This window comes from Chelativorans multitrophicus (assembly GCF_011317445.1).
Lineage (GTDB): Bacteria > Pseudomonadota > Alphaproteobacteria > Rhizobiales > Rhizobiaceae > Chelativorans > Chelativorans multitrophicus.
On sequence record NZ_JAAAPL010000001.1, the window covers coordinates 2,010,375 to 2,036,418 of the forward strand.

Below are 26,044 nucleotides of genomic sequence, written 5' to 3' on the forward strand. Positions count from 1 at the left end.
CGGTAGACGGAAATGACACGAATTCTCCTGGCAGAAGATGACGACGACATGCGGCGCTTCCTGGTCAAGGCGCTTGAGCGCGCCGGCTATGAAGTGGTCGATTTCGATAACGGCGCAGGGGCCTATGAGCGGCTGCGCGAAGAACCGTTTTCCCTCCTCCTAACCGATATCGTGATGCCGGAGATGGATGGGATAGAGCTTGCCCGGCGCGCAACGGAGATTGATCCGGACCTCAAGGTCATGTTCATCACCGGCTTCGCCGCCGTGGCGCTTAACCCGGATTCCAAGGCCCCGCGCGATGCGAAGGTGCTTTCAAAGCCCTTCCACCTGCGCGAGCTGGTCACAGAAGTGGAAAAGCTGCTTCAGGCGGCCTAAAGACCGTTGAATTGCGCACAAGCTTCCTATTGACGTGCAGGGGGGCTTTATGGTCTATGCGGCGCGTCGGATGGGCGTGTAGCTCAGCGGGAGAGCACTACGTTGACATCGTAGGGGTCACAGGTTCAATCCCTGTCACGCCCACCATCCAAACCCCCGAGAAATTCAACGGCTTGCGGCGACCGACACTTCTCGCATCGGGATGATGCACGAGTTTGGGCGCGCTTTTAGGACACACCAAGCCCAGCTTTCGCGTGTCTTGGAACAGCGCCCGGCCCCTGAAGTCGAAAACCTCCTCATCGGCGCGAAGCGCAACTCCTCTCCTTGATCGCGGTGCACACGATCAGTGGCCACTGACTTTCTCGTAATGCATGGTTTTCCTGCCGAGGCAGCCTTGCAGGAGACCGACGATGCCACCCAGATTCGACGCGGACGACACGAGCGCCTTTCCTCGCGTGGCGGGCAGCGAGCAGAGCTCTATGAAAAATTTCAACAGGCGGCTGAGGATAGAGCCCGGAAGTCGAACGAGCGTCCTAATTGGATGCGCTTTTAGACGCGCCTTTATCTCCGTTGCATTGTGATCCCGTGTACGCCTGTAATAATAGCGCAGGCGCAATCTCTCGGCAGGTATAGTCTCATACGCAATGGCATGGGGGGTCCAGCCTGTCCTCGCGCCAAGGGCCTTTGCCTGGCTCCAAAGCCGCCAGTCTTCGCCGCCCGAAAGGCCCAGGCTTGAATCGAAACGCAGCCCCGTCTGGCGGAAGAATTCGAGCTTTGCCATCCAACTTCCGGTGGCAAGCTTGATGCTGTCCGCACGTCCCTCATTCCATTTTTTAAGACAGCGCAGCTCCGCCCGCATCCTGCTCTGGTGGACTCCCGACCAGACAAGCCGCTGCAAACCGGTCAGCTTTTCCCGGCAAGGCGCAGTCCTGACCGGGGAGCCGACTATGTCAAGGTCATGGCGGTCCCGCTCGGCGAGCAGGTTCGCGAGCCAATTCTCGTCAACGACTTCATCATCATCCGCGAATGTCAGCAGATCATGGCCTCCCGTCAATGCACACTGCAACACTCGATTGCGGGCGGAAGCGATCCCCAGTTTCGGCTCGACAACATACTGAACCGTCCATTGCGGAACCTGCTTATGAAAAGCCTGCATAATGTTGGTGAGGCTTGCATGCTCATTGTTCTCGACAATGAGGAAATGCAGCGTCACTCCATGTGGGACAAGCAGGTTAGCGTATGAAGAAAGGAGATTCCGGAGCATCACGGGACGGTCCCTGGTGACCGTGCCCAAACAGATGCTGCGTTGCTCCGAATGGGAGTTCCTGAAAAGAAATGGCTTCGACATCGTCAGCCCGTCACACATTTGCGCACCAGACCGGGCCAGCGGTTGTCTGCGCGAATTATTCGTCTTGGAAGAAGAAGGCGGTCGTCGCTCGGGCGGATGCGCCCTCGCTTCGTCGTCACTGCCGTAGAGAACCCGGCCTCCAGCACAAGTTCTCTGACCGCTCCTGAGACATCGCCATAGGGATAGCTGAAGGACGTGACCGCTTCCCCAACCATGTCCTCAAGGTGGCTGCGGCTTTGACCTATCTGTTGCCGCGCAATGCGGATATCCACCTGCGTCAGGCGCACATGATCCACGGTATGTGCGCCGACTTCCTGGCCGAGCGCGGCCCACTCCCGCAGTTGGGCCTTACTCATGCACCGCGAATACGCAATGCCGATGTTTCGGTCCCAGGCGTTGTATCCGCCTATCTGCCCGCTTACGAAATAGTTGGTTGCCGTAAACCCAACCGCATCGAGAGCCGGCAGAACGTATTCAAAGTTATTTTGATAACCGTCGTCGAAGGTAATACCAACGACTTTCCCCACCTTTTCTCCCGATAAATACGGCGCCAGGTCGCGGATGGACAGCCCCCGGAACCCGAGCCGCTTCAACCATCTCATTTGACGAGCGAAATTGCTCGGCGAAACAGTCAGATAGCGATATGGATGACCGCATCTCGGCGGTCTGGATATCTGGTGATACATGAGAACAGGTATCGCGCTTCCATCCGGCCGGACAAAGCGCTCGCAATTATACGGCAATGCCTTCGATCTCATCTCAAAACACAATTCGTGATGCAATAAACGATAACAAAACAGGCTGTCGCCTATTCGCAAATAGCGGTGCGATTATGGCCGCCCTTGAAAACCCGCATATCGTAAACGCGGACGGTAAGAAGACCAGCCCTCAAGCCCACGGGCCTGATTGACCTGGCGCATGGTTCAAAGAACGTCCGGCAGGCAGCCGTCACACAACCAGGGGATTAGGTCGACAAGCCTTATATGACAGCGAAGCTGGAACAGCTTCATCCTGCGTTTTTGTCCAAGCCCCGTCTGAAAACTCCTGCGGTGCTCATTTACCTTATGGTGAAGCGATCGTTTCTTTTTGCGATCTAATTGTTGACTCGGCGCGATCTTCCCTCTTAACACCCACTGGGGCTTTTCAGCGATGCGGAACGCTGAAGGGGGGAAAATGGGTCGGGTTGCGCCGGCTTTGTCGGGGGTGTCCAGAGATGGGCTTGAGGGCACCTCCTGCAAAGAGAAAAATTTGATTGCCCGCATCGCGGCAGCAGAAGCACGGCTGCCCGTGCGGCAATCTTTGCCAGCGGATGCGAATTCCGCGTCTCAACGCACGATTGCGGGCAGCCATGCTGTCGGCGGCCGCGTGGTTCTGCTGCAGGGGCCGGTCGGACCTTTTTTCAAACATCTCCAGCGCACGCTGGAAGGGGCCGGGTTCTCGTGTTGGCGAATTTCATTTAACGCCGGGGACCGGCTTTTCGCGCCGAAAAGAAACCGCATCGATTTTCGCGGAAGCCCGCTTCTTTGGGAGCTATGGTTCCGCAATTTCCTGCGGGAGCATTCTATCGGCTTCATCATCCTTTTCGGCTGTAATCGCCCTATTCACGTAGTCGCTCGCCGTCTTGCCGATGAAGCCGGTATCAACGTGCTATCGCTCGAGGAAGGGTATCTTCGGCCCGGTTTCGTGACAATCGAACAGGGCGGCAACAACTCCGGCTCGCCGCTTGCCGGATGCCTGCCGCCCGAAGGCTTCGAGCCGAACGAGGACCTAAAGCGAAAAGATTTTCACGGCTTCCGCTCCATGTGTCTCTACGGAGGCGTTTACTATGCGGTGCGAACCTTGTTCAGCCTGCCTTCCGAGCGGCACCAATTTCACCGCCGGTTCCCCGCCATTCCGGAAGCCTATGCCTGGGCCCGCAATGTGTGGCGGACAACCGCCAACCGCAGTTCAGACTTTCAGACGATCGAGACGCTGCTTGAACACTATGAGCGGCGCTATTTTCTCGTCGTCCTTCAAGTTGCCGCCGACATGCAAATGGGAGCGGCGGCACGGGGTTGGTCTACACCCAAGCTCATTCGCGAAGCTTTGAAATCCTTCGCGCGCTCCGCGCCGAAGGAATTCCGCCTCGCCTTCAAGATCCATCCGCTGCAGCGCGGTCACGGCAATGAACGTGAACTCATTTTGAGGGAAGCGGAAGCGCAGGGCATCGCGGAACGTGTGGACATTTTTTACACCGGCTCCGTCGGCCTCATCATACGGCATGCGGCAGGGGTAATCACGATCAACTCATCCTCCGGCTTGTCGGCAATCCATCATGGGGTGCCGTTGCTGGTGATCGGAGAGGCGCTCTATGCCAATGACGCTCTCGCCACCTCTGCCCATGGCGAGCCGGATTTCGATGCGTTCTGGACATCGGAAAAAGTGGCGAGCGCGGAATTGCGCCACCGATATCTCGGCTGGATTCGCGAGAAATGCCTGAAGCCAGGCGATTTCTATGCGCGGGCTGGAATATCGGCCGCCTGCCAGGGAGTTCTGGAGGTCGTATCCTCGATGGCCGCCGCTGACGGGGCGAAAGAAAGTCAAAGCAAGGCGAATGTTCCGCCAAGGAGTACAGCATGACCATTGGTTGGCGGACCGTTTCCTCCTGCTCGCGGGCTCTCACCAGATTGCTTTTGCTGATCCCGCTGCTTTCGGCTTGTGCGGCCTTGCCCGGCCAGGGGCCGACCGCGCTGGATATAGCGCTCGGCGAATCCAGCAAATCGCTCCCCTTGGATAACTATATCCTGGTGCGGCTGGACTCGACGGAAATCAGCAGGATAAACAGCTTTCAGACGCCAGCTCAGGAGGGGCGGATCGTCTCCACCCTTGGCGGCTCCCGGCCCATCACCGTGGGCGTAGGCGACACATTGGCCGTGAATATCTGGGAAGCCTCTCCCGACGGCCTGTTTTCGACCGCCGAGAACAAACAGGTTTCGCTGCAGGTCGTCGTGGACGGCACCGGCGAAATCTTTGTCCCCTATGCAGGCCGCATCCGCGCAGCAGGTCGCAGCGTCGAAGCGCTGCGTCAAGCCATTCAGAGAACCTTGGAGGGGCAGGCGGCCGAACCTCAGGTCCAAGTGCTTGTAGCGGAAAACAAAAGCAACAATGTCGTGGTGGTGGGTGATGTCGTGAATGCCGGGCATTTCCCCCTGCCTGCGCAAGGCCTGCGCCTCATCGAGGTGATCGCACAGGCTGGCGGCGCGCGCGAACCCGCCTATGAGACGGTTGTCACCGTCACACGAGGTGCGAGCAAGGTGACGCTGCGCCTCCATGACGTGGTGAGCTCCCCGGAGAACAATATCTGGCTCGCGCCCGGCGATACCGTGCTCGTCAAGCATGAGCCCAGAACCTATTCGGCGTTCGGAGCGGTCAGCTCAAGCGGTCTCATATCCTTGAAGACCGAGACGGTGACTATAGCCGAAGCCCTCGCCCAGGTGGGCGGCCTTCGCGACAACACTGCCGACATGGGAGGTGTTTATCTCTTCCGCTTCGAAGATGCAGATTTGATGCGGTGGCTTACCAGTTCCGATCAGCAGGGTAAGGTCGCGCTTGCGCACGGCGGTAAGGTGCCAGTGGTATATGCCCTCGATTTCAAACGTCCCTATGCCTTCTTTGTCGCTCAGGAATTCAGGATCCGCGACAAGGATATTCTTTACGTCGCCAATCACCCGACCGCCGAGTTCGGCAAATTCCTCGCAACCATCGTTCAGCCGCTGATTGGCGCAGTGCGCGGCGCAAGCACGCTGCAATGATAGAAGGCAGTGAACAGGCGATGCTTTCAGACGATGAATAGCAAACGGCATTCCGGTGGCCACGTCCTAGCCTCGCGCGGCATTGCGAAGATTCCGCACCTTCAGGTTTTTCTGGATGGATGGGGAAGCGCAGTGGTCGGCTGGGGCCGGAAGCCTTCCGGTCACCGTGCAATTGCGCTTGCTTCAAAAAGGAAGCTCCCGTTTCTTCTGTTGGAAGATGGTTTTTTGAGATCGGTCGAGCGCTCCGGTCCCCCTCTTTCCCTGATCGTGGATGATATCGGCATTTATTATGATGCCTCCGCGCCATCGCGACTTGAGACACTGGTCCGTGAGCCGCTTTCTGAAGAGCAGGTCCGGCGGACGCTTCTCCTGATGAGGGCCTGGCGCGATGGCCATATCTCGAAATACAATCATGCGCGGGACTATGACGGGCCTCTGCCCTCACGTTTCGTGCTTGTTGTCGATCAGACCTTTGGAGACGCTTCCGTTCGCCATGGCTTGGCCGACGCATCCTCCTTCCAAGGCATGCTTCAAGCTGCCTTGGATGAAAATCCCGAATGCAGCGTGCTCGTGAAATCTCACCCTGACGTCGTCAGACGGAGGAAACGTGGCTATTTTGAGCCGCGCAAGCTCGCCGATCACCCGCGTGTCAAATTCATCCTTGATGACTGTCGTCCGGCCAGGCTCCTGGAGCAGGCTGAGGCGGTCTATACGGTCACATCCCAGCTTGGTTTCGAAGCGCTCATTTGGGGAAAGCGCGTCCGATGCTTCGGCATGCCGTTCTATGCCGGTTGGGGGCTGACGGATGATGCGCTTGCAGCCCCCGCGCGAAGAAAATCCGCCACGCTCGAGCAACTGGTCCATGCATCACTGGTCCGCTATCCCCGTTACCGGGATCTCCACGGCGAAACCCCAGCCGACGTGGAAGCGGTAATAGAGCATGTCACGCTTCAGACGAGAATGCGCGCCCGCTTTTCTCCCGAACTTCATGCTCTGGGCTTCTCATGGTGGAAAGCACCTATTCTCAAGCGTTTTCTGGCGGGATCGAAGCTGAATTTCGTCGGAAGAATGAGCGCCGTTCCCCCAAACGCGACAGTCGCCCTATGGGGCGCCCGCCACATCGGCGAAACGCCTCCAGGGACGAAAATCATTCGAATAGAAGACGGATTCCTGCGTTCCGTCGGTCTCGGTTCCGAACTTTCCAGGCCGGTTTCCTGGATATGTGACGAGGAGGGTATCTACTATGATGCATCCCGCCCTTCCCGCCTGGAGCGGATTCTCTCCGATACCGATTTCGACCAGCTTCTCTTGGATCGTGCCGGAAAGCTCCGCCAAGCCATCCTGCGGGCGCGGCTGACCAAATACAATCTGGGCGCCCCGCGCTGGGTTCGTCCCGCAAGGGCGGTGCGGGTCATCCTTGTTCCCGGGCAGGTGGAAAGCGATGCCTCCCTTCGTTTTGGTGCTCCCGGGATTAAGACGAATCTGGAGCTCCTGAAGGCCGTTCGCCAGGCCAATCCAGACGCCTATGTTGTTTACAAGCCGCACCCCGACGTTGCGGCGGGGGTGCGCCATCAGCCTGGCAACACCCGATGGAGCGACCTCTGCGATGAGGTCGTCGTCACCGCCGATATGGCACAGCTTCTCGAAGAAGTGGACGAGGTGCACACACTCACATCGCTGACCGGCTTTGAGGCCCTGCTGCGGGAACTGCCGGTGACCTGTTATGGCCAACCGTTCTACGCGGGCTGGGGACTGAGCTGCGACATGATACCGATTGAACGCCGCAAGCGGCGGCTGAGCCTGGACGAACTCGTTGCGGGTAGTCTCATCCTCTATCCCACCTATCACAGCCGCAGCTCCGCCGGCTTCATCACGCCTGAGCAAGCCGTCGCCGAACTGAGCGCCTGGCGCTCGGCAAGCGCGGGAGAACCCTCGATGGTTCGCAAGCTTCTGCGTCCATTGCTCTACCTGCGCGATCTCACAAGAAATGGCGTTGGGACGGCCGCTCCCAGCTTCTGTCAGCCGGAGCATCTGGAGGTGGACCGTGGCAGACAATAATACCGTTCGATTGATGCTGAAGCCCGGTTTCGAAAAGGCGCAGCAATTATCGCTGCCTGCCAGCGCCGGATCTGAAGGGCAGCCACGCCGCCGCATTCTGGCCCTTTCTTTTGCGGTCTGCGTGCTCGTCCCCGCCTTCCTCGCGGCCATGTACTACGCGTTCATCGCTTCCGATCGCTATGTTTCGGGGGCAGGCTTTGCCGTGCGCGGCATGGATTCCAGCGTCGGCGCGGATTTGTTGGGCGCGTTCACCGGGCTTGCGAATGTGGGGTCCACCGCCTCCGATTCCTATATCCTGCTGGAGTTCCTCGAAAGTCGTGACCTGGTGGAGAAACTGGAGCGCTCTTTTCCGCTCCGCGATGCCTATGGCGCGCCCTTTGCGGACTTCCTCTATCGGCTCGATCCCGACACCGATATCGAGCATATGGTCGAATATTGGGCGGACCGCATCCACACCATCTTCGATACCAATTCCGGCATTATCACATTCCAGGTGGAAGCCTTTCGGCCGGAGGATGCTGCGCGGATCTCCGAACTTGTTCTGTCCTACTGCAAAACCCTGGTGAACGAACTCTCCGCCAATGCGCGCAAGGATGCCGTTGCCTACGCCGAAGGCGAGGTGGAGCGCGCGGAGGCCCGGCTGCGCACCGCTTTGGAAAAGCTGCGCCAGTTCCGCGTCGAGGAGAATGCCCTCGATCCCGGACGCATCGCCCAGCTTCAGATCGAGATTGTTGGCGGATTGGAGAAGGAGTTGGCGGAGACCAGAGCCCGAATCTCCGCGCTCCAGGGCGCGGTAGACGAAAACTCGCCTGCCATGCGCACCCTCCGCCGCCATGCGGAAGCGCTGGAGAAGGAAGTGGCCGAGATGAATGCTCAGGCCAACAAGGGTGGCAGTGCCGAAGATGACGGCTCTGCTCTTTCCGGGCTGCTTGCATCCTATGAAACCCTTGAAGTCGAACGCAACTTTGCCCAGCAGGCCTACACGTCCGCGCTCTCGTCTCTCGAACGCGCGCGTGTGGAAGCAGATCGCCAGCAGCGTTATCTGGCGGTCTTTTCAGAACCCCTGGTTCCGCAGTACCCCCTTTATCCTCAGCGTGTTCTGATTGGCTTTCTCGTCCTGGCCACCCTCACCCTTCTTTGGGGCATTGGCGTGCTCGTCGTTTACGCCGTGCGTGACCATATTTCGTGAGGCGTTATGGAGGCCTCGCTCACCACCCAGGTTCGCGTTATCGCAGCGCTCGTGTTGCGCGAGACGCGCGCGACCTTCGGCACCTCCCAGATTGGCTATCTATGGGCGATTATCGTGCCCGCCGCCGGCACCATGCTTCTGGTCCTTCTGTTTTCCGCGGTCGGCCGGCATCCGCCTTTCGGCGCCAGCCTCGCTCTGTTCTTCGCCACGGGTATTTTGACGCTGGAGTTCTTCAACAAGCTTTCCGCCTCATTGATGACAGCCTTCGAGGCAAATCGGGCGCTCATGGCCTACCCGCTCCTCAAGGGAGCGGATTTCCTCTTTGCGCGGGCGACCCTGATCGGCGCCACTTACGCGTTGATCATGGGCCTTTTCTTCTGCACTCTCATCGCGCTCGACATGGCGGGACCGCCAGCCCACCCCATGGCCTTGATGGAAGCCTTCGCTGTCACCTTGATCTTCGGTTTCGGCTTCGGGGCGACGAATGCCGTGATCGTTTCGCTTCTGGATAGCTGGCGGCACGTGGAGAAAATCCTCACACGTCCTTTGATATTCATATCGGGGGTCTTCTACGTTCCAAGCGCGCTTCCCGCGAGCGCCAGGGAATGGGTGGCCTGGAATCCAGTGCTGCACGCAATCGAGTGGCTGAGGAACGGCTATTACGCCAACTACGACAGCCGGGTGCTCGATAAGACATATCTGGTCGGCATCGCCCTTTGCCTCGTCTTCACCGGGCTTGCCGGAGAGCGCCTCACCCGCAGCCGGAGAAATTGAGAATGATCGATCTCATCAATATCTCCAAATCCTATACGGCAAAGGGCGTTAAGAAGCGGGTGATCGATCGCTTGAGCTTCAGTTTCCCGCGCGACAAGAATGTCGCCATCCTCGGCCCAAATGGCGCTGGCAAGTCGACACTGATGCGGCTTATAGCCGGTACCGAGTTACCCGACGAAGGCCGCATTGTCCGGCATGGCCGTGTTTCCTGGCCACTTGGCTTTGCCGGCGGCTTCAATGGTTCGATGACCGGCATCGAGAACATCCGCTTTGTTGCGCGGATCTATGGCCAGAAGACCAACGCGGTCATCGACTATGTCCATGACTTCGCCGAGCTCGGCAAATCGCTGAGTTTACCGGTGAGGACGTATTCAAACGGGATGAAGGCCCGCCTCGCCTTCGGCCTCAGCATGGCTATTGATTTTGACTGCTACCTTATAGACGAGATAACGGCGGTGGGAGACGAGAACTTCCGGCGGAAGTCGAGAAAAGTCTTCACGGAAAAACTTCCTCACGCCCGCATCTTCATGATCTCGCATGCCATGAACCAGATCCTGGAATACTGCCAGTGCGGCCTTCTGATTTCTCCGGAGGGTGTTTGGTATTTCGATGACGTGAGGGATCTCATCAGGGCCTACGAAACATCCAATAAGGCGCGTCTTGCGGCGCAGCCGGCCCCCCTTTCGAGCTAGAGCTTTTCAGTGGTCTTCCTGTCGCGCTGGTTTACCACAAGTGCAGCACGGGAGCGGCCCACCACATCCATCTACTTCGCGGAATGCATGCGCAAGGAGATCGGCGCCGCTGGGGACATAAGATTTCGCATCTGGGCCCTTTCGCCCAACGTCTTTTATGTGCCTGATCCGAGTGAGCCGAAAATGCTGGTCATGCGCGACTGGGACCCCGGCGCACGACGTTGGCTGGCGGATCTGCCGCCGCCAAAGCTCTATTATCTGCTCGATGACGATATTTGGGCGGGGAGCAACGACCCCTCCCTCCCGAGTGGTTATCGCGAGCGCCTGCGCCGTCTTTCAATGGGGAATGCCAAGTGGCTTCTTCAGAAAGCTGTCAAGGTCTATGCCTCGTCGCAACCTCTCGCAGAACGGCTCGGACAGGGCACCATCCTCGTTCAACCGAGTGTGGTAGTCCCACCCGCCGATCTCAAACACCATGATGAGGAGCGGCTGCGCCTTGTTTTTGTCGGGACGCGATCGCACCTGGCGGATTTGCGAAGCATTGAAGGCGCGCTCGCGAGCTTCCTGAGAGCGAACCCGGATTGTCTTCTCGACACATTTCTAGGCAAGTTTGCGCCTGTTTCACTTCGTCTTCCAAATGCCATACACAACCCGCCACAGAGCTGGCAGGCTTATCGGGCCACACTCGCCGAACGTCATTTCCACGTCGCGCTCGCGCCGGCGCTCCCGACGGCCTTCAACAGCGCAAGATCGCACAACAAGATCCTGGAGATCGCCTGTTTCGGCGCAGCCCCAGTATACAGTTCCACAGTCCCTTTCGCGGCGGTTGTCAGCAAGGCGCAGGCAGGCTTCCTATGCGACGGCGAGGGTTGGTACGCTCTTTTGACCAGGCTAAAGAATGACCGGGCCTTGGTCCGAAGAATTTCCGCGGCCAATTGCCGGCTGGCGCAGGAACTTGGTGACCCCTGGAAACTTCGTGAGTTCTGGCACCGTCAATTACGGTTGCCTGAAGCCCCTTCGGGATAGTTGGTTTCTCGGAACGGCAACGTTCTGAAATCCTCCAAAGCAAAGCATGGCGCCTACTGGATATTGCCCTGCAAACATGGAGGGCCGGAGGAGCATAAACTGCACCTTTAACGCTACTTGGTTCTTTACATGCAACCGTAATCCCGTTAAAAGAACTCCCGGCGGGGGCGAGAAGATCGCCGAAGATGTTGGATGTCGTGTCTGTGGGTTGATTTCCCGCAGGCTCGTATATGTTTTGGCGTAACCATGGCCTGCGAGGGGAAACGCGGGCCATGGATCTTTGGGCGCGTGGGGGATGAAGGGCATCATACTTGCAGGCGGCAGCGGAACGCGGCTGCATCCGATAACGGCGGCCATATCCAAACAGATGTTGCCGCTCTACGATAAACCGATGATCTATTACCCGCTCAGCGTGCTGATGTTGGCGGGGATAAGAGAAATTCTTGTTATTTCCACCCCGCACGATCTGCCGGCATTCAGAACGCTGCTGGGGGATGGGGGGTCTTTCGGCATCGAGCTCACTTTTGCGGAGCAGCCAAGTCCCAATGGCCTCGCGGAAGCATTCGTTATCGGCCGGTCCTTCATCGGATCAAGCGCCTGCGCGCTCGTTTTGGGCGATAACGTTTTTTACGGCAGCGGACTGGCGGCCAAGTGCAGGGCAGCAGCTGCAAGGCCAAGCGGCGCGACGATCTTTGCCTATCGCGTGGCCGACCCTCAGCGCTATGGCGTGGTTGCTTTCGATCCCGATACGATGCTCGCGACCGAAATCGAAGAAAAGCCGCGCAATCCCAAATCCGACTGGGCGGTCACCGGACTTTACTTCTATGACAATGATGTCATCGACATAGCCGTCGACGTGAAGCCCTCCCCGCGCGGCGAACTGGAGATAACCGACGTGAACAGGGCCTACCTGAAGCGCGGCGCTCTGACGGTTGAGCGGCTGGGAAGAGGCTATGCCTGGCTCGATACCGGTACACCCGACAGTCTGCATGAGGCAGCCTCCTTCGTGCGTACGATGGAGCACCGCCAGGGCATCAAGATCTGTTGCCCGGAGGAAATCGCGATGCATATGGGCTGGCTGTCTCCCGAGGGAGCGATCGCCAGGGCGCGCCGGATGAAGAACGACGCCTACGCCTCCTATGTCATCCGCTGTGCCCAGGAGCTCGAGAATGCCTGAGTTTCGCACCATGGAGCTTGAGGGCGTTCAAGAAATCCTGCCGGAAAAATTTTCCGACGAGCGGGGTTTCTTCTCGGAGACATACAATGCGAAAGCTTTCGCGGAGGCCGGGATCGCGGTCGAATTCGTCCAGGACAATCACTCGCTTTCGAGTGTGCCGGGCACCGTTCGCGGACTTCATTTTCAAAAACCTCCTTTTGCGCAGGACAAGCTCGTCCGTGTCGTGCGCGGGGCGATCCTCGATGTCGCTGTCGATATTCGCGCAGGATCGCCCACCTTTGGCCGCTGGGTTGGCGTGGAACTGTCCTCCCGCAAGTGGAACCAGCTTTTCATTCCCAAGGGCTACGCCCATGGCTTCATGACGCTCGAACCGGACACGGAGGTCGTTTACAAGGTCAGCGCCTTCTATTCCCGCGAACATGATCAGGCGATCCGCTTTGACGATCCGGCGATTGGCATTGCCTGGCCCAAAGAAATAAAGCCCCTTCTCTCCGGGAAGGATCGGGCCGCGCCCGATTTAGCCGAGGTGGAAACGGGCTTCCGCTACGGAGAAGGTGCATGAGGATACTTGTAACGGGCGGTGCGGGCTTTATCGGATCGGCCGTTTGCCGTCGGCTGGCGGCAAACCGCGGCAATGTCGTGATCAATGTCGACAAGCTCACCTATGCCGGCAATCGCACCTCGCTCAGCGAAATCGAAACGCAGTCGAACTATCATTTCGTGCGCGCCGACATTTGCGATATGCGCAAGATGCGCGAGACTTTCGACCGCTTCGCCATTGACGGGATCATGCATCTGGCGGCCGAAAGCCATGTGGACCGTTCCATAGATGGCCCGGCCGCGTTTATTGAGGCGAACATCGTAGGCACTTTCCGGCTGCTGGAGGCAGCCCTTGATTACTGGCGCTCGCTCGACGGAGAGCGCCGGGCGCGCTTCCGCTTCCACCATGTCTCGACGGACGAGGTGTTCGGCGACCTTCCCTTCGATCCGTCGAAGAAGTTCGACGAAACCACCCCTTATGCGCCTTCCTCGCCCTACTCGGCCTCGAAGGCGGCGGCCGATCACCTGGTGCGCGCGTGGCATGCCACCTACGGGCTGCCGGTGGTGCTTTCGAACTGCTCCAACAATTACGGTCCTTTCCATTTCCCCGAAAAGCTCATCCCGCTCACAATTTTGAACGCGCTCGAGGAAAAGCCGCTCCCGGTTTACGGCAGCGGCGAAAATGTGCGCGACTGGCTTTTTGTCGAGGATCACGCCCGCGCGCTGGAACAGGTATTCCGGCACGGTCGGGTGGGGGAAAGCTACGCCATCGGCGGCAATTCCGAGCGTACGAACCTGGCCGTGGTTGAGACGATATGCGACCTGCTCGATACGCGCCGCCCCCGCCCTGGGGGAAAGCCGCGCCGCGACCTCATCGTCTTCGTGCATGACCGTCCGGGGCACGACCGGCGCTATGCCATAGATGCGAGCAAAATCGACCGGGAACTCGGCTGGAAACCTTCGGTGAGCTTCGAAACCGGGCTGGCGAGAACCATCGATTGGTATCTTGCCAACGCCTGGTGGTGGAAGCCGATCCGCATGGGAACCTATCAGGGCGAAAGACTGGGCGCGGCATGAAGATCCTGGTTACGGGGAAAAACGGTCAGCTAGCGCGCAGCCTGCTCGACCGGGCCGCCCGGCATCCGCATCTTGCGCTGGATTTCGCCGCACGGCCCGAGCTGGACCTTGCCGACCCGCGCACCATCGCGCCGGCAATCGCCCGCCATGCGCCCGATCTCGTCGTCAATGCCGCCGCCTATACGGCAGTGGACCAAGCGGAGGACGAGCCTGAGCTTGCGCATGCCGTCAACGGCGCAGCCGCCGGCCTTATCGCGCGCGCCACTGCCGCGCGCGGCATTCCACTCATCCACATCTCCACCGATTATGTGTTCGACGGCGCGCTTGCCCGCCCCTATCGCGAGGAAGATCCCGTCAACCCGCTTTCGGTATACGGCGCAAGCAAGCTCGCCGGCGAAAGGGCGGTGCGGGAGCAAAACCCGGACCATCTGATCCTGCGCACGGCCTGGGTCTACAGCCCCTATGGCCGGAATTTTCTGAAAACCATGCTGAAGCTCGCCGAGGCGCGGGACGAGATCCGCGTAGTCTGCGACCAGATCGGCAATCCGACATCCGCGCACGATATTGCCGGCGGCATCCTTGCCGCGGCCGAAGCGCGTCGGGTGCAGGGAACGCGAGGCTGGGGAAAGACCTATCACTTGGCAGGATCGGGCGAAGCCAGCTGGCATGAATTTGCCGCGCATATTTTTGAGGAAAGCGCCCGCCGCGGCGGACCTTCCGCACGCGTGACGCCGATCGCCACGGAAGACTATCCCACGAAAGCCGTCCGCCCCCGAAACTCCCGTCTGTGCTGCGACCGCTTCGCCGATGCCTTCGGCTACCGCGCGCCCGCTTGGCGGGAGGCGGTGGTGGAACTTTTAGGGGCAGCTTCGGGCGCACACTGAACATCCAAATACCACAAAACCGATGTACTGAGGTTAACCAATGAGGCCACGACTTTACATCAATGCTGGCGCAATGAAGGCAGGGACAACCTGGCTCCTACATCTCCTAAAAAGCAACAAACGAATCATTACCTCGCCCGTTAAAGAAATAGACTATTTCAGCTATCTTCATACAGATTATAAACTCATCGGACATGAGGCACGAAAGTCTCGCATCCAACGAATCATATCATCTATGTCTGACAGCGCAAGCAACAAAGAAATTTACGACCTATTTCGTTGGTTCTCCTTATACCTAAGAAATGATATTAACGATTACTGGTACTATAACCTCTTTCAGGAATCTGACGAAGCTAGGTATATTGCCGACTTGTCGAACACATATTGTCACCTGCCGATTTCCGGCTGGGAGCACGTGAGGAAGTTCGACCCGCACACGCGGATAACGTTTATCATGCGAGACCCCGTCCAACGAACATTATCTCACCTGAAATTTCAGCTGCAGTTCTCCGGACAAGGCACCCTCATCGACCGCATATCAGATGCCGAGATATTAAGCTTCGCTCAAAAGAATGACGTATACTCCAGGTCGCGCTACTCTGAAACGGTACGAACTATACTATCTGTATTTCCGAAAGATCAGTTTAGATATTACATTTTCGAGAACGTAATGTCGGACAAGGAGGCCTTTGCGAAAGATCTTTCTAGCTTTTTAGGGATAAAACTAAATTACTCAGAATCGCTATCCAAGTCCATCAACAAGGGTCCGCAAAGGGAGTTTTCCCGGGATCTCATTGAGAAGTTAAGAGTAACGTATGAACCGATCTATGCAGAGCTAGGGAATCTGTTGGGCACGCTCCCAGCATCGTGGTGTGTTAGGCAGGATTGAAGCTGTGTATCGACGCGTCTTAAACGCTATCACTATCGCTAAATTTCTAAAACGGGAGAGTAATCGAAAAGCTATTTTGCGCGCTTCACGTGCGGGAGCACTAGTCAGCGCCAGATTCAACGCAAACGCCGTTAATCGATTACCGCTCCCAAACCTGAAGAGCAAGCCATCTATTTTGATAATTTACAACCCACATCTGCGCCAATGTGTCCGCTATAGAGTTCAGCAGAAAATTGAGGCATTTCGGAGAGAGGACATACAATATGAGGTAGTTCCCGAAAACGAAATAGTGTCTACCTCAGAGCTTAATGGCTATTCCCATTTTCTTTTTCAGCGACCTGAGCCTTCAGAGCGCACTATCAAGATGATGAAGTATGCCACCGAACGAGGAAAGGTTATTCTTGACATCGACGATGCCATTTTTTCGGAGGAGGCCCTGGATCTGAATCCAGGCCTAGCGGGCTTATCAGCGCAATTGGTCTCGAGCTTTTATAAGGCTGTCCCCTTTTACCAAGAGATGCTCCGCCAATCCCATGTCTACTGCGCCTCCACCCAACCTATAGCTGATCTAGCCTCGGGTTACTCGCCAGGAAAAGTTGTAATCTGGAGAAACTCGCTGGATGATCAGCATTTATCGGTTGCGACCTACTACTCAACCCAGGATTGGGATATAAAACTTCCGGATAATATATTGATGACCTCTCTTTCCTCTGGCGTAGAGAACGACCTCAATAATGTGCGATCGTTTTTCGAAAAACTGTTTGGGATTAACAAAGGTGCTGTTTTGTCTTTAGCTGGTCCGACCCCCAAGATGGACTGGTTGAACCACTACAAAGATCGCGTAAGAAATCTTCCGGCGCTGAATTATCTACCACACTTGTTTCGCGTGGCCCGCTTCCCCGTAACAGTGATCCCGCTAGCTGATCACTTATTTAACCGCTGCAAGAGCGCAATTCGGATGCAGGAAAGCTTCCTTCTCTCAGCAAGTGTTCTATGTTCAGAATCGCCAGAATCTACGTATGCGAAAGAGGAACTTCGGGCCAGCGATTCTATTCACATTTTAAATGACAAGGGTAGGGACATAGAATTTTGCCTTGAAGCTCTCGCAAAATGGAAGAGTTACAAAGACATTCGAGGCGCTTTTAGAGATAGAATTGAGAAAGTTACAGCGTCAGGAATTTACCTCCCGAATGTATGCACGAAAAATGTAAAAGACCTGTTACAATGAAAACTATTTTGTTTGTTAACGTCCACTTCTCACCGTATCTCACTGGCGGCGGAAGCATAGTCGCGGAACGCATTGCCAAAGGATTAGAGAAAGAGTCAAATATAATACTTTTTTCGGTTAAGTATGGAAACTCAATATCTATAGAGGAACATGGTTTAGATTATAATATAACGTCGGTAGTTTTAACGATCTCCAAGCCGAGCAGCTATATTTCATTTCATAGGAATTCTACAGTAGCTGAATGCATCGTGAGAATTTGTCAGAAATACAAGCAAGATCTCGTCCATTTCCATTCTATACAGACAATGGGGATAGAGATGGTGCAATCCGTTAATAATCTTGGTATAAAATCTATTGTTACCATCCATGACAGTTGGTGGCTGTGTGAGAGGCAGTTCTTATGGCACGAGGATCAAATATTCTGCGGCCAAGTAAAATACATAGATCACGGTACATGCCTTTATTGCACCGCAAATGCATTTGACATGACAGCTCGTGCGGAAATTTTGAAAAGCTTATATGCTAATTTCGATGCCGTCGTACACGTCTCCACTTTCATGAAGAATCTTTATGAGAGCAGCGGAATGGTAAATAGTAATGTGCATACAATCGAAAATGGAGTCGACGTTCCGAGACCGGCAAAACGCGTTCCATGGAAAAAAAGGAAGAGGTGTATTTTGGATTTCTCGGAGGGGATGCCGCTCACAAAGGCATCGATATTGTCATTGATATTGCGCTCAGAGCGCCCGAGCATTGCCGTTTTGCAATAATATCGAATATGAATGGAAAACGGAGTTTAGATAGCTTCCTGGTTGATGGATTTGGAGATAATAAAATTGAATTCATAAAACCGGTGGACCATGGTGCCGTAGAGGACTTTTACAACATCGTCGATGTAGTGATTTCTCCATCTAGGATACCTGAATCGTATGGCCTCGTGGTGAGAGAAGCGCTCATTAGAAATAAGTGGGTTCTTACATCAAATGGGGGCGGGCAAGCAGATGCCGTTATAGATGGTGTCAACGGAAATAAGTTCGACACGTTTGCTGTTGACATGGAGACTGCACATTCGCATGTGAAGACTATCTCAACCGTGAATTGGAGCATCTATTCCAATCCCTGTAAGGACAAGGTCCCAACTTGGGAAACACAGATATCCAAGTACAATGAGCTATACGCATCGCTATGTGACTAGTACCTGTTTAAGCTATGCCGATAGCGCCCCTGTCGCTCACTCTTCGCCAATCTAGGCCATCAGAAAACGCCGGCACCGGGCCATCCGCATCGTCGGTGACGAAAATGATTGCACCTGCCCCAGCAGCGGCGGCGCTTGGCATCTCCGCTACCGTATAGCTGCGCAAGGTGATGGGCGCGCCAGCGTGGTGAATATTGCGGAATGCGCCGTCATAGCGCACTTGAAAAGCGCCAATGTCTGTGTTTGCCCAGCCGGCGATGCGAATTATCCCGGCGTTTCCCGATTGTGCAGCAGCTTGAATGTATAGCCCACCCGCGTCCGCGACGAGGCGGGAGGAGACGTTCGTATCAGTCTCGACGAGCAGAAAGGCGGGCGCTACGCCAGAAACCCGCACCTGATTTCCAAACTGCGGCGAAGACCCGTCGCGCGCGATCTGGCTGCCGTTCCAACTGGGTCCGGCCGGTGTAAGGGAAAGCGTGCCGGAGCCGCCGTTTGCGATTTCGAACCAGCCGGCCTTCGTGCCGTTGCTATTGTTCCAGCGCACGATCCGCGCGTCATAGTCCGTCCCCGCTTCGGTATGAAAGTCGATATACGTGGGCAAGGTACCGTTAGCCGCAGTTTGGAACAGTTCGACCATGCGCGTGTCGGTAAGCGCATCCTGCTTTGATGCAGGCGAGAAATTTCCGGCATGCCAGGCCGCATTCCCCGCGATGGATAAGCCCGCGGGTGCATCCACCGCGCCGCTGGCCCGGCTCACGGTCAGCGCCGTGGCCCACGCGGCTCCGTCGGCGCTCACCTTGATGGAAAAATCATCATCCCCCGCAAGTCCCATTTCGGCGCGTCCGGACCAATTGGTCTGAAACAAAAGGCTCGCCGTATCGGCGGGAGCGTTCTTGTTCACCTTCATTTGATGCCCGGCGCCCTCGTGATTGAACAGGCTGGCCGGCGCGGCCACCGCCAGCCGGTTCACCGCGTCCGAAGCCGCATTGATGCCCACGCCCGCCAGGTTTTGCAGGTCGTCTGCCGAAATCCTGTTTCGCACCGGCTGCCACGCGACACCGTCATGGACGACCATCTGGCCTTGAGACGAAACATAGGCCAGCCACCCGGCGCGCGGCGCGTAGAACGCCCATGCCCCATCCTGAAATGCAGCGATCCGCCCCGCCTGCCCGCTCCAGGCGCCTGTCGGCGCATCCCCTATGATATGCCGTTCGCCTTCGGCGGGGGCGGAAGGCGGCGTTTCCAGACCTTGCTGAAGCACTGCGATCTGCACCAGCGCGTCTAACGCCCGAATGGCCTCGTTATGCGTCACATGCTTCTGCGCCTGGGATGGCAGGATATAAGGGAGGTTCAAATTTGGGGTTTCTTCGCTCATCGCTCACGCCTCCATGCGCCTTGACCTGCCGCGCATTTTGCTATGAGGGCGAGGGAGGGGGATAAAACCTCTGTCTTTTCTGAATGAGCTAGCTTTCCCGGAGGGATGCGTGGCGGGCGCACCGCGGGCTTAAGATTCTGCTTTCAAAGCAAAATCCGCCTTAACAGCCGGGCAGGCTGTATGCCTGTTACGCAGCACTTGGAGGGAATTTTCCAAAATCTGTCCCCTCCTGAATAGCCGTCTCAAAGTTCGATAATTGCGTAAGGCTGACCGGTTGGTTTGTCGATGTGCCGAGCCACATTGTAGACAGGCACGCCCCCTGCAGTCGTGCCCTGATAGGCTCCATGATGCGCATGCCCGTGCACCACCGCTCCCACCTGGAAACGATCGATCGTCTCCCCCAGGCGAGCGGAGCCCAGAAAAGGATAGATTTCCGGCGGTTCGCCTTCCACCGTCTCGAGGATGGGCGCGTAATGAAGGATAGCGAGCGACTTTTCCGCCCTCACCTGCCGCAGCGCATTCTCCAGCTTCATGGCCTCCTTCACGGATTCGCCCACCATCGCCTTAATGGCCGGCTCGCCGAAGGAGGCGAGCATGCGCTTGCCGAATCCCCCGGCGAAACCCTTCACGCCGGCAAAGCCCACGCCTTTCAGTTCCACCGTCTGCCCGTCGAGCAGATGCACGCCCGCTTCCCGCAATATGCGGGCAACCTCGTCGACCGAGTCGCATTCATAGTCGTGATTGCCGAGCACACCCACAATCGGCACGCCGCAGCCACGCAGATCCTCCGCCAGAAGCTCCGCCTCACGGGGCTTTCCAAGGTCGGTAAGGTCTCCCGCAAGCACCAGGATATCGGCTTCGCGGGCGATCTCGTTGAACATCTGGCGGTAGGAGATGGTCGCATCTTCCTTCACGTGAAGATCGCCGATTGCGGCGATGCGCGTATGGGAGTTGGTTTCATTCATCTCTTCCGCTCACCATCTCCTCGTTGTCGGCAAAACCCCATTCCCGCACGGCGATCTCATAATCCAGGCTGGAAAACATGCGTCCGCGGCAGATCCGCGCCTCTGGCGGCGGAAGCTGGCGTTGATGGGCAAGCCGGTCGAGCAGCTCGTCCATGAGCCATACGGGAACGCATCCACGCTCGCTGGGATAGATAAACCGGAAATTGAGAAGGTGGATGAGCAACACCTCCCAATGCACTTCCATGTGCTGCAGTAGGCGCCTCCAGTCGATACGCTCATGGGCGCGCAAAATGAGATGCGCCACGTCCGCGCCGTCATAGCGGTTGCGGTTCTGGATGAAGAGCTTTGACCAGACCAGTTCGGTCGGCCCTACCAGCCGCACGGAATGACCCAGCAGGTTGGTCTCGCAGGAATGCTCGAACCAAAGGTCCGAGACCGGGGTCGTTCCGTTCGACGAAGCGAAGATCACGTCGAAGAAGATCGGCCCGCGGCTGACCTTGCCGAGCCAGCGCTCATCCTGGATGGAAATCTCGTAGCCACGGCTCTTGAAATGCGAAAGCAGCCGCGGCCAGTCGCCCGCCTTGCAGAAGATGTCGAAGTCCTTGGTGAGGCGAGAAATGCCCGTATAGGCGGCGACCGCGAAAGTGCCGGCCACCATGAAGGGTATGCCCGCTTCACGCAGCTCGCCAATGGCTTCCCCATAGAAGCTCTCGGCCTCCGCGCTGTCCAGGATGGGCTCTGCCCTGGCCTCCAGCGGTGCGGCGGACAGGAGGAACCTTTCCGGTTCTGTGATCATCGCGGTCATCCTGTTGATCGTCTAGGACAATTCCCCGGCGCGGTATGCGGTTCCCACCTGCCCTTGAGCTTTTGGAACCCGTGGAGGCGCAACCAGCCCTTCGCGGGCGGGCAGAGAAGCAAGCGTTCGCCGCCGCGCGCCCAGCGCGCGCTCCGAACCATCAAATCAAGCCTTGTTGTTGGAAATCACCCTGACCTTCGTGGCCAGTGGCCCCGTGTCGCCAACCTCTTCCACGTAGCGGACTTCGTCGCCGACCTTCAGCTGGTCGAAGTCGCCTTGCAGCAGTGAATTGCGGTGAAAATAGAGGCTGCTGCCTTCATTCGTGAGCAGGAAACCGTGGTCCTCGTTGGGGTAAAGCTGCGCCACCTGCCCAAGGAACTGCCTCTGGCTATCGTGATGCCCGTCCTTGTTGCGCCCGTCGCGCGCTTCCTTGATCTGCGCAAGCCGCCGTTCGGCCAGGTTGAAGGCGTCATTGATGGCATTGCCCAGATCCGGTGACTGGTATTTCTGTTGCAGCCGATCCGGCTCGTAAGCCACGATGACTGGCGCGGTTCCCGGAAGGCTTATCTCAATGCGCACGACCGGCGGCAGCGTGCCTTCCACGTTGCGTGCTCTTTGGTCGACTGTCACGCGGCAGCCGATGATCCGGTCATGGTAGGTTTGCAGTTTGTCTACTCTGGCGCGGATCTCCTGTTCCGCCCAATCCGATTTTTCGGCTTTGTGGAACGCAATCTGTAGCGGAACTTGCATATTCACCTCGCATCTGCCGCAGGCATCTTGCGCATTAACCGCCGCAGTGTGGCGGTTGTTCCCATGCCGGCTGGCACCGGAACCAGCCGGTGTAGCGGACGTTAGGAAGACAGAGAGAAGGAGAAATGCCCCGTGAACGATTCAAGGACAACGGTCGAGCCCTTTGGAGGCACCGTCAACGTCATGTTCTCCGATGCGATGATCGCCTCGACAAAGGACGCGCTTCTCCTCCATCGGGAAGGTGAGGATCCGGCTTTCTACATCCCCTTGCGCGATATCTATTTCGAGTTCCTGACCGAGACTGGAACTGAACGCGACGTGCCCGGCAGAGGCAGGACTCGCTATTGGAACGTCCAGGCCGTCGGTGAATCCGCGCAGGACGTGATGTGGGCTCACGACGAGCCGCCGCCGGAGCTGGCCCCCATTCGCCAGCATGCCGCTTTTGATCCTTCGAGAATGCGTATTGAGGCAGTGCCGCAAGAAGATGTAGTGCACGTGCCCCATGCTCCCTGAGCGAAAGAGCACCAATGTCTGAACGAAAGCCGCGGACCGACCCGCCGACGACCGATCGCTTGCGTGCGGATATCGATGAGGGGCGGACAAACGACAAAGTCCGCTATCCGGACCCGGCGGCAGCGCCCCTCGGCACCGACGATGAAGCGAGCGGTGCGCCGCCCTCGGCCGAGCAGCGCCGGATGGAACATGAGAACCGCAGGCCTGGCGATCCCCCCCGTCGGCGTGAACCTGGTTCACTGCTTATTTACGTGCTGCTGATTGCCGGGATCGCGCTGATCATAACGGGCACGTTCGCCCTTTTGCAGAGTTGAAGGAGGATGCGATGAGCACTCCCCGCCCCATCCCCGATCCCACGCCACCTCCCCCACCGCCACCAGAACCCTTTCCCGATCCTGAGCCCGTGCGCGAGCCAGATCCCGAAAGGCTGCCGGACGAAGAACCATGGCCAAATCCCGATGAAAGCGAAACTCCGCCGCGCCGCCTCTCTCACGGGATCGACTTCAGGCTTCAGCGCCTGTCCTGATAAAGCTCTCTGGTCTTTTCGTCGCGTGCCGCCCTCTCTTCAGGGGTAAGCCGGCGGCGTCGCAGAAGGGCGTAGACCACCAGCCCCGCCACCAGAAAAGGCGCGATCCCAACTGCGAAAAACCATAAATACTCGGCCATGAAGTTCTCCAGCGCTAAAACCTGCGTTCCGCCGCCTGCTTTTCTTCAGTGGAGGAACGGCGATCCTTTTGCACGGTCCCGCTAGAGCGGGCGGGATCGGCACGGGGCCGAAAACGCGGTTCTTGCCGCTTCTGTTTGATCCAGCCTGGCAGAAGCTCCGCCATGAGGCTGCGAAAAAAATTCTTCTGCTCGCGCGTCCTCATGTGCTGCCAACGTCGAGGACGGATGCTTGGTTCCGTTGAGAACCGGTCCCATTACCACGCAGCCAGCGCAGCACCAGCGACTCTTCTCCGCTCAAACCCTTCAGCGGCTTGCGATGTCGGCGGCGTATCTCCAGCATCTCGCTGGCCAGCCTGCCTTCCTCCCAAGCTTCGATGACTTTTGGATGGATGTAACAGCGACGGCAGACCGCGCGGGTGTTGTTTAACCGCCGGGCGACCCGGTCCACGATAGCGTTGATCTGCCGGTTTCTTCCCCGCTTGCTGGTTTCCGGAGGTTCGACGGCAAGAAGAATTGCGGCCGCCCGCGTCGCGCCCCACGTACGGAAATGCTTGGAGGTGAAAGCCCCGCCGGCATAGGTCCGAATATATTCATTGACGTCCTGGGAGGTCACCGGTCGGCGGGCCCCGTCCTCCTCCATATATTGAAACAGCTGTTGGCCCGGCAGCTCCTGGATCGTACGCACGATCCGCGCGATTCTGCGATCCGCCAGCTTCAGCTTCCATTCCTGCCCTGATTTGCCTCTGAATGAAAACCGCAGGCTCGAACCCTCGATTTCCACATGGCGGCTGCGCAGGGTTGTCAGCCCGAAGCTCTTGTTTTCCTTTGTGTAAGTCTCGTTTCCGATGCGGATCATCGTATTGTCGAGCAGCCAGACAATCGAGGCGATGGCACGCTCGATCGGAACGCCGCGGCGGGACAAATCCCCGTCCACCTGCGCCCGAAGGCTTGGAAGCGCTTCGGCGAATGCAACGAGGCTCGAGAACTTTGCTTCATCCCTACAGGTGAACCACGCTTCGTGATACCGGTACTGCTTGCGCCCGCGCTGGTCGCGACCGGTGGCCTGGATGTGGCCATCAGGCCGCACGCAGATCCATACGTCTATCCAGGCTGGAGGGATGGCAAGCTTACGGATGCGGGCGAGCGTTTCAGGATTCTCCACGCGCGCACCGTCCGGCGCGAGGTAGTAGAAACCTTTGCCGGCACGCCGCCTTACGATCCCCGGCTCGCTGTCGTTGACATAAGTGAGATCCGCCCGCAGCGCATCCTCCACGGGATCATGCGGCGTGATCTTTGAACTTTCCAGAACGTCCAGCATGAACTCCCTGCCCACCGAATGACGCGTCTGGCCTAATGAGCGGCAATGCCGATTGTTCCTCTCGCGCACCAGCAACATGGAAAAAGAGCAGTTTCCGGCAGAAAACCATGCGAATTCCGGGTTCAACGATTGCCAAGCATGCGATATGGCGACAAACCTTGCGGAAAAAGGATTGCGGGGTTGTCATGAGTCGCAGTGAAGAGCCGCACAGGAAGCACGCCGAGGCGGCGGAGGGACTGCCTTCCGACCTCCCCCTGCTCTTGGAAGAGATCGAAAAGGAGCCGGTTCCCGAGAAGCTGCTCACCTTGGCGATAAAGCTCCAGAAAATGCTTCAAGAAAAGCGGAGCCGGGAGGAGGCTGCCGCTGCTCGCAAGGAAGTGTCCGCGCCGGATTGGGTCAAGCAGCCGTAGTGCGTTTCTCCGCTTCGTCGGCGAGCCGAAACCAAGCAATCGTATCCTCCAGACCTTCCCGCAGCGCAATTCGGGGAGACCAATTCAGCAATTTCTCCGCGCGTCTAATATCTGGCTGCCGGCGCTGGGGATCGTCCTGCGGCAGCGGACGATGGATCACGCCTTTCGCTCCCGGAACGCTCTCGCTGATGATCGCGGCGAGCTGATTGACGGTGAATTCTCCGGGATTGCCGAGATTGATCGGCATTTTCGGGTTGGGCTGCACTTCCATCAAGGCGACAAGGCCTCTGACGAGATCCGATACATGGCAGAAAGAGCGTGTCTGCTCGCCCGTTCCGTAGATTGTAAGCGGCTCACCCCGAAGCGCCTGGTTGATGAAATTTGAGACAATACGGCCGTCATCGGCCTTCATGCGCGGTCCATAGGTGTTGAAAATCCGCGCCACGCGCGCATCCACCCGCCCGAGGCGAAGAAGATCGAAGCAGAGTGCCTCTGCAGCGCGTTTTCCCTCGTCATAGCAGGCCCGCGGTCCTGTCGGGTTGACATTGCCGCGGTAATCTTCCGGCTGCGGATGGACTTCGGGGTCGCCGTAGACCTCGCTTGTGGAGGCCTGCAGGAAGCGGGCACCGTGTTTTTCCGCCAGCGCAAGCAGGTTCCGCGTGCCCAGCACGCTTGTCATCAGGGTATGGACAGGGTCCATCTGGTAGATCGGCGGAGAGGCCGCACATGCGAGATTGTAGATCTCATCCAGCTTGTCCTCCAGCTTGAGCGGCTTACAGATATCCTGCCGAATAAGCTGAAATCTCCCATGGTTTTCCAGCGGAGCGATATTGGCATAGGCTCCCGTCAGGAAACTGTCGACGCATACGACCTTGCAGCCCTCGGCCAGCAGCGCATCGCAAAGATGCGACCCCACAAAGCCGGCTCCGCCTGCCACCAGCACGCGCTTTCGCCTCGCCTTCCCTCTTACGACATCCATTCAGAGTTCCTTCTGACCCGATGGTCGAT

The 26,044-nt window shown here is 57.7% G+C and carries 29 protein-coding genes and 1 tRNA gene; 21 read left to right on the forward strand and 9 right to left on the reverse strand.

The features are described 5' to 3' along the window. The first annotated feature begins 12 nt into the window (after positions 1-12). Both cpdR and GNP00_RS09460 read left to right on the forward strand, forming a co-directional pair. Entirely contained in the window at positions 13-375 is a 363-nt protein-coding gene (gene cpdR, locus GNP00_RS09455; RefSeq protein ID WP_011582068.1) for a cell cycle two-component system response regulator CpdR, read from the forward strand. Positions 376-447: 72 nt separating this feature from the next. Continuing rightward, positions 448-522 (forward strand) — tRNA-Val (locus tag GNP00_RS09460). A gap of 196 nt (positions 523-718) precedes the next feature. Here GNP00_RS09460 and GNP00_RS09465 read toward each other — a convergent pair. After that, positions 719-1,741: a glycosyltransferase family 2 protein gene (locus GNP00_RS09465; RefSeq protein WP_343037182.1), complete on the reverse strand. Its 1,023-nt coding sequence runs from the start codon at positions 1,739-1,741 to the stop codon at positions 719-721. Further along, on the reverse strand, positions 1,726-2,481 hold the full coding sequence (locus GNP00_RS09470; protein WP_011582070.1) for a polysaccharide deacetylase family protein: 756 nt from the start codon (positions 2,479-2,481) through the stop codon (positions 1,726-1,728). Before GNP00_RS09470 ends, GNP00_RS09465 begins: the two co-directional genes overlap by 16 nt. Positions 2,482-2,971: 490 nt before the next feature. On the opposite strand from GNP00_RS09470, the gene GNP00_RS09475 reads away from it, so the two are divergent. The 15 genes from GNP00_RS09475 (at position 2,972) to GNP00_RS09545 (ending at position 18,243) form a co-directional block, all read left to right on the forward strand. Beyond that, positions 2,972-4,342, forward strand: coding sequence for a capsular polysaccharide export protein, LipB/KpsS family (locus tag GNP00_RS09475; protein ID WP_166015954.1), 1,371 nt, complete (start codon positions 2,972-2,974; stop codon positions 4,340-4,342). Then, positions 4,339-5,514, forward strand: coding sequence for a polysaccharide biosynthesis/export family protein (locus tag GNP00_RS09480; protein ID WP_011582072.1), 1,176 nt, complete (start codon positions 4,339-4,341; stop codon positions 5,512-5,514). The genes GNP00_RS09475 and GNP00_RS09480 overlap by 4 nt, the downstream gene beginning before the upstream one ends. 33 nt (positions 5,515-5,547) lie before the next feature. After that, on the forward strand, positions 5,548-7,572 hold the full coding sequence (locus tag GNP00_RS09485; RefSeq protein WP_011582073.1) for a capsular polysaccharide biosynthesis protein: 2,025 nt from the start codon (positions 5,548-5,550) through the stop codon (positions 7,570-7,572). Further along, positions 7,559-8,761: a KpsE/RkpR family capsule polysaccharide export protein gene (locus tag GNP00_RS09490; protein ID WP_011582074.1), complete on the forward strand. Its 1,203-nt coding sequence runs from the start codon at positions 7,559-7,561 to the stop codon at positions 8,759-8,761. The genes GNP00_RS09485 and GNP00_RS09490 overlap by 14 nt, the downstream gene beginning before the upstream one ends. Positions 8,762-8,767: 6 nt before the next feature. Further along, positions 8,768-9,535 carry an ABC transporter permease gene (locus GNP00_RS09495; RefSeq protein ID WP_011582075.1) on the forward strand — a complete coding sequence of 256 codons (768 nt, stop codon included), beginning with the start codon at positions 8,768-8,770 and terminating at the stop codon, positions 9,533-9,535. A gap of 2 nt (positions 9,536-9,537) precedes the next feature. Beyond that, on the forward strand, positions 9,538-10,227 hold the full coding sequence (locus tag GNP00_RS09500; RefSeq protein ID WP_011582076.1) for an ABC transporter ATP-binding protein: 690 nt from the start codon (positions 9,538-9,540) through the stop codon (positions 10,225-10,227). Positions 10,228-10,236: 9 nt separating this feature from the next. Continuing rightward, the gene (locus GNP00_RS09505; protein WP_011582077.1) at positions 10,237-11,253 is read left to right on the forward strand and encodes a glycosyltransferase family protein; all 1,017 of its coding nucleotides are present in this window, start codon (positions 10,237-10,239) and stop codon (positions 11,251-11,253) included. A 295-nt stretch (positions 11,254-11,548) separates the two neighbouring features. Beyond that, positions 11,549-12,430, forward strand: a complete 882-nt coding sequence (gene rfbA, locus GNP00_RS09510) for a glucose-1-phosphate thymidylyltransferase RfbA (protein ID WP_011582078.1) — start codon at positions 11,549-11,551, stop codon at positions 12,428-12,430. Continuing rightward, on the forward strand, positions 12,423-12,992 hold the full coding sequence (gene rfbC / locus GNP00_RS09515; RefSeq protein WP_011582079.1) for a dTDP-4-dehydrorhamnose 3,5-epimerase: 570 nt from the start codon (positions 12,423-12,425) through the stop codon (positions 12,990-12,992). The genes rfbA and rfbC overlap by 8 nt, the downstream gene beginning before the upstream one ends. Continuing rightward, positions 12,989-14,047 (forward strand): dTDP-glucose 4,6-dehydratase, encoded by a 1,059-nt coding sequence (gene rfbB / locus GNP00_RS09520; RefSeq protein ID WP_011582080.1) that lies wholly within the window; start codon positions 12,989-12,991, stop codon positions 14,045-14,047. Before rfbC ends, rfbB begins: the two co-directional genes overlap by 4 nt. After that, on the forward strand, positions 14,044-14,931 hold the full coding sequence (gene rfbD / locus GNP00_RS09525) for a dTDP-4-dehydrorhamnose reductase (RefSeq protein ID WP_011582081.1): 888 nt from the start codon (positions 14,044-14,046) through the stop codon (positions 14,929-14,931). The genes rfbB and rfbD overlap by 4 nt, the downstream gene beginning before the upstream one ends. A 73-nt stretch (positions 14,932-15,004) precedes the next feature. After that, positions 15,005-15,820, forward strand: a complete 816-nt coding sequence (locus tag GNP00_RS23865; RefSeq protein WP_425483013.1) for a sulfotransferase domain-containing protein — start codon at positions 15,005-15,007, stop codon at positions 15,818-15,820. Positions 15,821-15,824: 4 nt separating this feature from the next. Continuing rightward, entirely contained in the window at positions 15,825-17,048 is a 1,224-nt protein-coding gene (locus GNP00_RS09535; protein WP_157038097.1) for a hypothetical protein, read from the forward strand. Then, positions 17,045-17,818 carry a glycosyltransferase gene (locus GNP00_RS23870; RefSeq protein WP_166015958.1) on the forward strand — a complete coding sequence of 258 codons (774 nt, stop codon included), beginning with the start codon at positions 17,045-17,047 and terminating at the stop codon, positions 17,816-17,818. The genes GNP00_RS09535 and GNP00_RS23870 overlap by 4 nt, the downstream gene beginning before the upstream one ends. Further along, positions 17,701-18,243 carry a glycosyltransferase gene (locus GNP00_RS09545; protein ID WP_041544792.1) on the forward strand — a complete coding sequence of 181 codons (543 nt, stop codon included), beginning with the start codon at positions 17,701-17,703 and terminating at the stop codon, positions 18,241-18,243. The genes GNP00_RS23870 and GNP00_RS09545 overlap by 118 nt, the downstream gene beginning before the upstream one ends. A 7-nt stretch (positions 18,244-18,250) precedes the next feature. Here the strand turns inward: GNP00_RS09545 and GNP00_RS23875 are convergent, their stop codons facing one another. The 4 genes from GNP00_RS23875 to GNP00_RS09565 all read right to left on the reverse strand — a co-directional run bounded on the left by GNP00_RS23875 (position 18,251) and on the right by GNP00_RS09565 (position 22,129). Beyond that, positions 18,251-19,618, reverse strand: coding sequence for a DUF2793 domain-containing protein (locus GNP00_RS23875; RefSeq protein ID WP_011582084.1), 1,368 nt, complete (start codon positions 19,616-19,618; stop codon positions 18,251-18,253). A 242-nt stretch (positions 19,619-19,860) separates the two neighbouring features. Continuing rightward, the gene (locus GNP00_RS09555; protein ID WP_011582085.1) at positions 19,861-20,583 is read right to left on the reverse strand and encodes a metallophosphoesterase family protein; all 723 of its coding nucleotides are present in this window, start codon (positions 20,581-20,583) and stop codon (positions 19,861-19,863) included. Continuing rightward, positions 20,576-21,379 (reverse strand): nucleotidyltransferase family protein, encoded by an 804-nt coding sequence (locus tag GNP00_RS09560; protein ID WP_011582086.1) that lies wholly within the window; start codon positions 21,377-21,379, stop codon positions 20,576-20,578. The genes GNP00_RS09555 and GNP00_RS09560 overlap by 8 nt, the downstream gene beginning before the upstream one ends. Before the next feature lie 165 nt (positions 21,380-21,544). After that, entirely contained in the window at positions 21,545-22,129 is a 585-nt protein-coding gene (locus GNP00_RS09565) for an HPF/RaiA family ribosome-associated protein (protein WP_011582087.1), read from the reverse strand. A gap of 132 nt (positions 22,130-22,261) precedes the next feature. Here GNP00_RS09565 and GNP00_RS09570 point away from each other — a divergent pair, with 132 nt between their 5' ends. From GNP00_RS09570 to GNP00_RS09580, 3 genes are read left to right on the forward strand one after another with little or no spacing between them, the layout of a single operon-like run. Then, positions 22,262-22,642, forward strand: a complete 381-nt coding sequence (locus GNP00_RS09570) for a DUF427 domain-containing protein (RefSeq protein ID WP_011582088.1) — start codon at positions 22,262-22,264, stop codon at positions 22,640-22,642. A gap of 14 nt (positions 22,643-22,656) precedes the next feature. Next, positions 22,657-22,956: a hypothetical protein gene (locus GNP00_RS09575; protein ID WP_011582089.1), complete on the forward strand. Its 300-nt coding sequence runs from the start codon at positions 22,657-22,659 to the stop codon at positions 22,954-22,956. Between the two features lie 11 nt (positions 22,957-22,967). Beyond that, positions 22,968-23,168, forward strand: coding sequence for a hypothetical protein (locus GNP00_RS09580; RefSeq protein ID WP_083764495.1), 201 nt, complete (start codon positions 22,968-22,970; stop codon positions 23,166-23,168). Here GNP00_RS09580 and GNP00_RS09585 read toward each other — a convergent pair. Together GNP00_RS09585 and GNP00_RS09590 are read right to left on the reverse strand one after the other, a co-directional pair. Continuing rightward, positions 23,153-23,308 (reverse strand): hypothetical protein, encoded by a 156-nt coding sequence (locus tag GNP00_RS09585; protein WP_166015960.1) that lies wholly within the window; start codon positions 23,306-23,308, stop codon positions 23,153-23,155. The two genes, GNP00_RS09580 and GNP00_RS09585, sit on opposite strands and share 16 nt — an antisense overlap. A gap of 199 nt (positions 23,309-23,507) precedes the next feature. Continuing rightward, entirely contained in the window at positions 23,508-24,626 is a 1,119-nt protein-coding gene (locus GNP00_RS09590) for a DNA topoisomerase IB (RefSeq protein WP_157038099.1), read from the reverse strand. A gap of 35 nt (positions 24,627-24,661) precedes the next feature. Here GNP00_RS09590 and GNP00_RS09595 point away from each other — a divergent pair, with 35 nt between their 5' ends. Further along, complete coding sequence (locus tag GNP00_RS09595) at positions 24,662-25,036, forward strand: hypothetical protein (RefSeq protein WP_157038100.1); 375 nt, start codon at positions 24,662-24,664, stop codon at positions 25,034-25,036. On the opposite strand, the gene GNP00_RS09600 is transcribed toward GNP00_RS09595, so the two are convergent. Beyond that, a complete protein-coding gene (locus GNP00_RS09600) occupies positions 25,023-26,015 on the reverse strand; it encodes a UDP-glucuronic acid decarboxylase family protein (RefSeq protein ID WP_011582091.1) in 993 nt (330 codons plus the stop codon). The two genes, GNP00_RS09595 and GNP00_RS09600, sit on opposite strands and share 14 nt — an antisense overlap. Positions 26,016-26,044 lie beyond the last annotated feature (29 nt).

Bases quoted from the DNA above. Each gene is read 5' to 3' on its own strand.
- GNP00_RS09480 (WP_011582072.1), top strand. From the start codon at position 4,339: ATGACCATTGGTTGGCGGACCGTTTCCTCCTGCTCGCGGGCTCTCACC.
- GNP00_RS09580 (WP_083764495.1), top strand. From the start codon at position 22,968: ATGAGCACTCCCCGCCCCATCCCCGATCCCACGCCACCTCCCCCACCG.
- cpdR (WP_011582068.1), top strand. From the start codon at position 13: ATGACACGAATTCTCCTGGCAGAAGATGACGACGACATGCGGCGCTTC.
- GNP00_RS09600 (WP_011582091.1), bottom strand. From the start codon at position 26,015: ATGGATGTCGTAAGAGGGAAGGCGAGGCGAAAGCGCGTGCTGGTGGCA.
- GNP00_RS09470 (WP_011582070.1), bottom strand. From the start codon at position 2,481: ATGAGATCGAAGGCATTGCCGTATAATTGCGAGCGCTTTGTCCGGCCG.
- GNP00_RS09500 (WP_011582076.1), top strand. From the start codon at position 9,538: ATGATCGATCTCATCAATATCTCCAAATCCTATACGGCAAAGGGCGTT.
- rfbB (WP_011582080.1), top strand. From the start codon at position 12,989: ATGAGGATACTTGTAACGGGCGGTGCGGGCTTTATCGGATCGGCCGTT.
- GNP00_RS23870 (WP_166015958.1), top strand. From the start codon at position 17,045: ATGAAAACTATTTTGTTTGTTAACGTCCACTTCTCACCGTATCTCACT.
- GNP00_RS09485 (WP_011582073.1), top strand. From the start codon at position 5,548: ATGAATAGCAAACGGCATTCCGGTGGCCACGTCCTAGCCTCGCGCGGC.
- GNP00_RS23865 (WP_425483013.1), top strand. From the start codon at position 15,005: ATGAAGGCAGGGACAACCTGGCTCCTACATCTCCTAAAAAGCAACAAA.
- rfbC (WP_011582079.1), top strand. From the start codon at position 12,423: ATGCCTGAGTTTCGCACCATGGAGCTTGAGGGCGTTCAAGAAATCCTG.
- rfbA (WP_011582078.1), top strand. From the start codon at position 11,549: ATGAAGGGCATCATACTTGCAGGCGGCAGCGGAACGCGGCTGCATCCG.
- GNP00_RS09575 (WP_011582089.1), top strand. From the start codon at position 22,657: ATGTCTGAACGAAAGCCGCGGACCGACCCGCCGACGACCGATCGCTTG.
- GNP00_RS09495 (WP_011582075.1), top strand. From the start codon at position 8,768: ATGGAGGCCTCGCTCACCACCCAGGTTCGCGTTATCGCAGCGCTCGTG.
- GNP00_RS09545 (WP_041544792.1), top strand. From the start codon at position 17,701: ATGGAAAAAAAGGAAGAGGTGTATTTTGGATTTCTCGGAGGGGATGCC.
- GNP00_RS09560 (WP_011582086.1), bottom strand. From the start codon at position 21,379: ATGATCACAGAACCGGAAAGGTTCCTCCTGTCCGCCGCACCGCTGGAG.
- rfbD (WP_011582081.1), top strand. From the start codon at position 14,044: ATGAAGATCCTGGTTACGGGGAAAAACGGTCAGCTAGCGCGCAGCCTG.
- GNP00_RS09465 (WP_343037182.1), bottom strand. From the start codon at position 1,741: ATGTGTGACGGGCTGACGATGTCGAAGCCATTTCTTTTCAGGAACTCC.
- GNP00_RS09590 (WP_157038099.1), bottom strand. From the start codon at position 24,626: ATGCTGGACGTTCTGGAAAGTTCAAAGATCACGCCGCATGATCCCGTG.
- GNP00_RS23875 (WP_011582084.1), bottom strand. From the start codon at position 19,618: ATGAGCGAAGAAACCCCAAATTTGAACCTCCCTTATATCCTGCCATCC.
- GNP00_RS09555 (WP_011582085.1), bottom strand. From the start codon at position 20,583: ATGAATGAAACCAACTCCCATACGCGCATCGCCGCAATCGGCGATCTT.
- GNP00_RS09585 (WP_166015960.1), bottom strand. From the start codon at position 23,308: ATGGCCGAGTATTTATGGTTTTTCGCAGTTGGGATCGCGCCTTTTCTG.
- GNP00_RS09595 (WP_157038100.1), top strand. From the start codon at position 24,662: ATGAGCGGCAATGCCGATTGTTCCTCTCGCGCACCAGCAACATGGAAA.
- GNP00_RS09565 (WP_011582087.1), bottom strand. From the start codon at position 22,129: ATGCAAGTTCCGCTACAGATTGCGTTCCACAAAGCCGAAAAATCGGAT.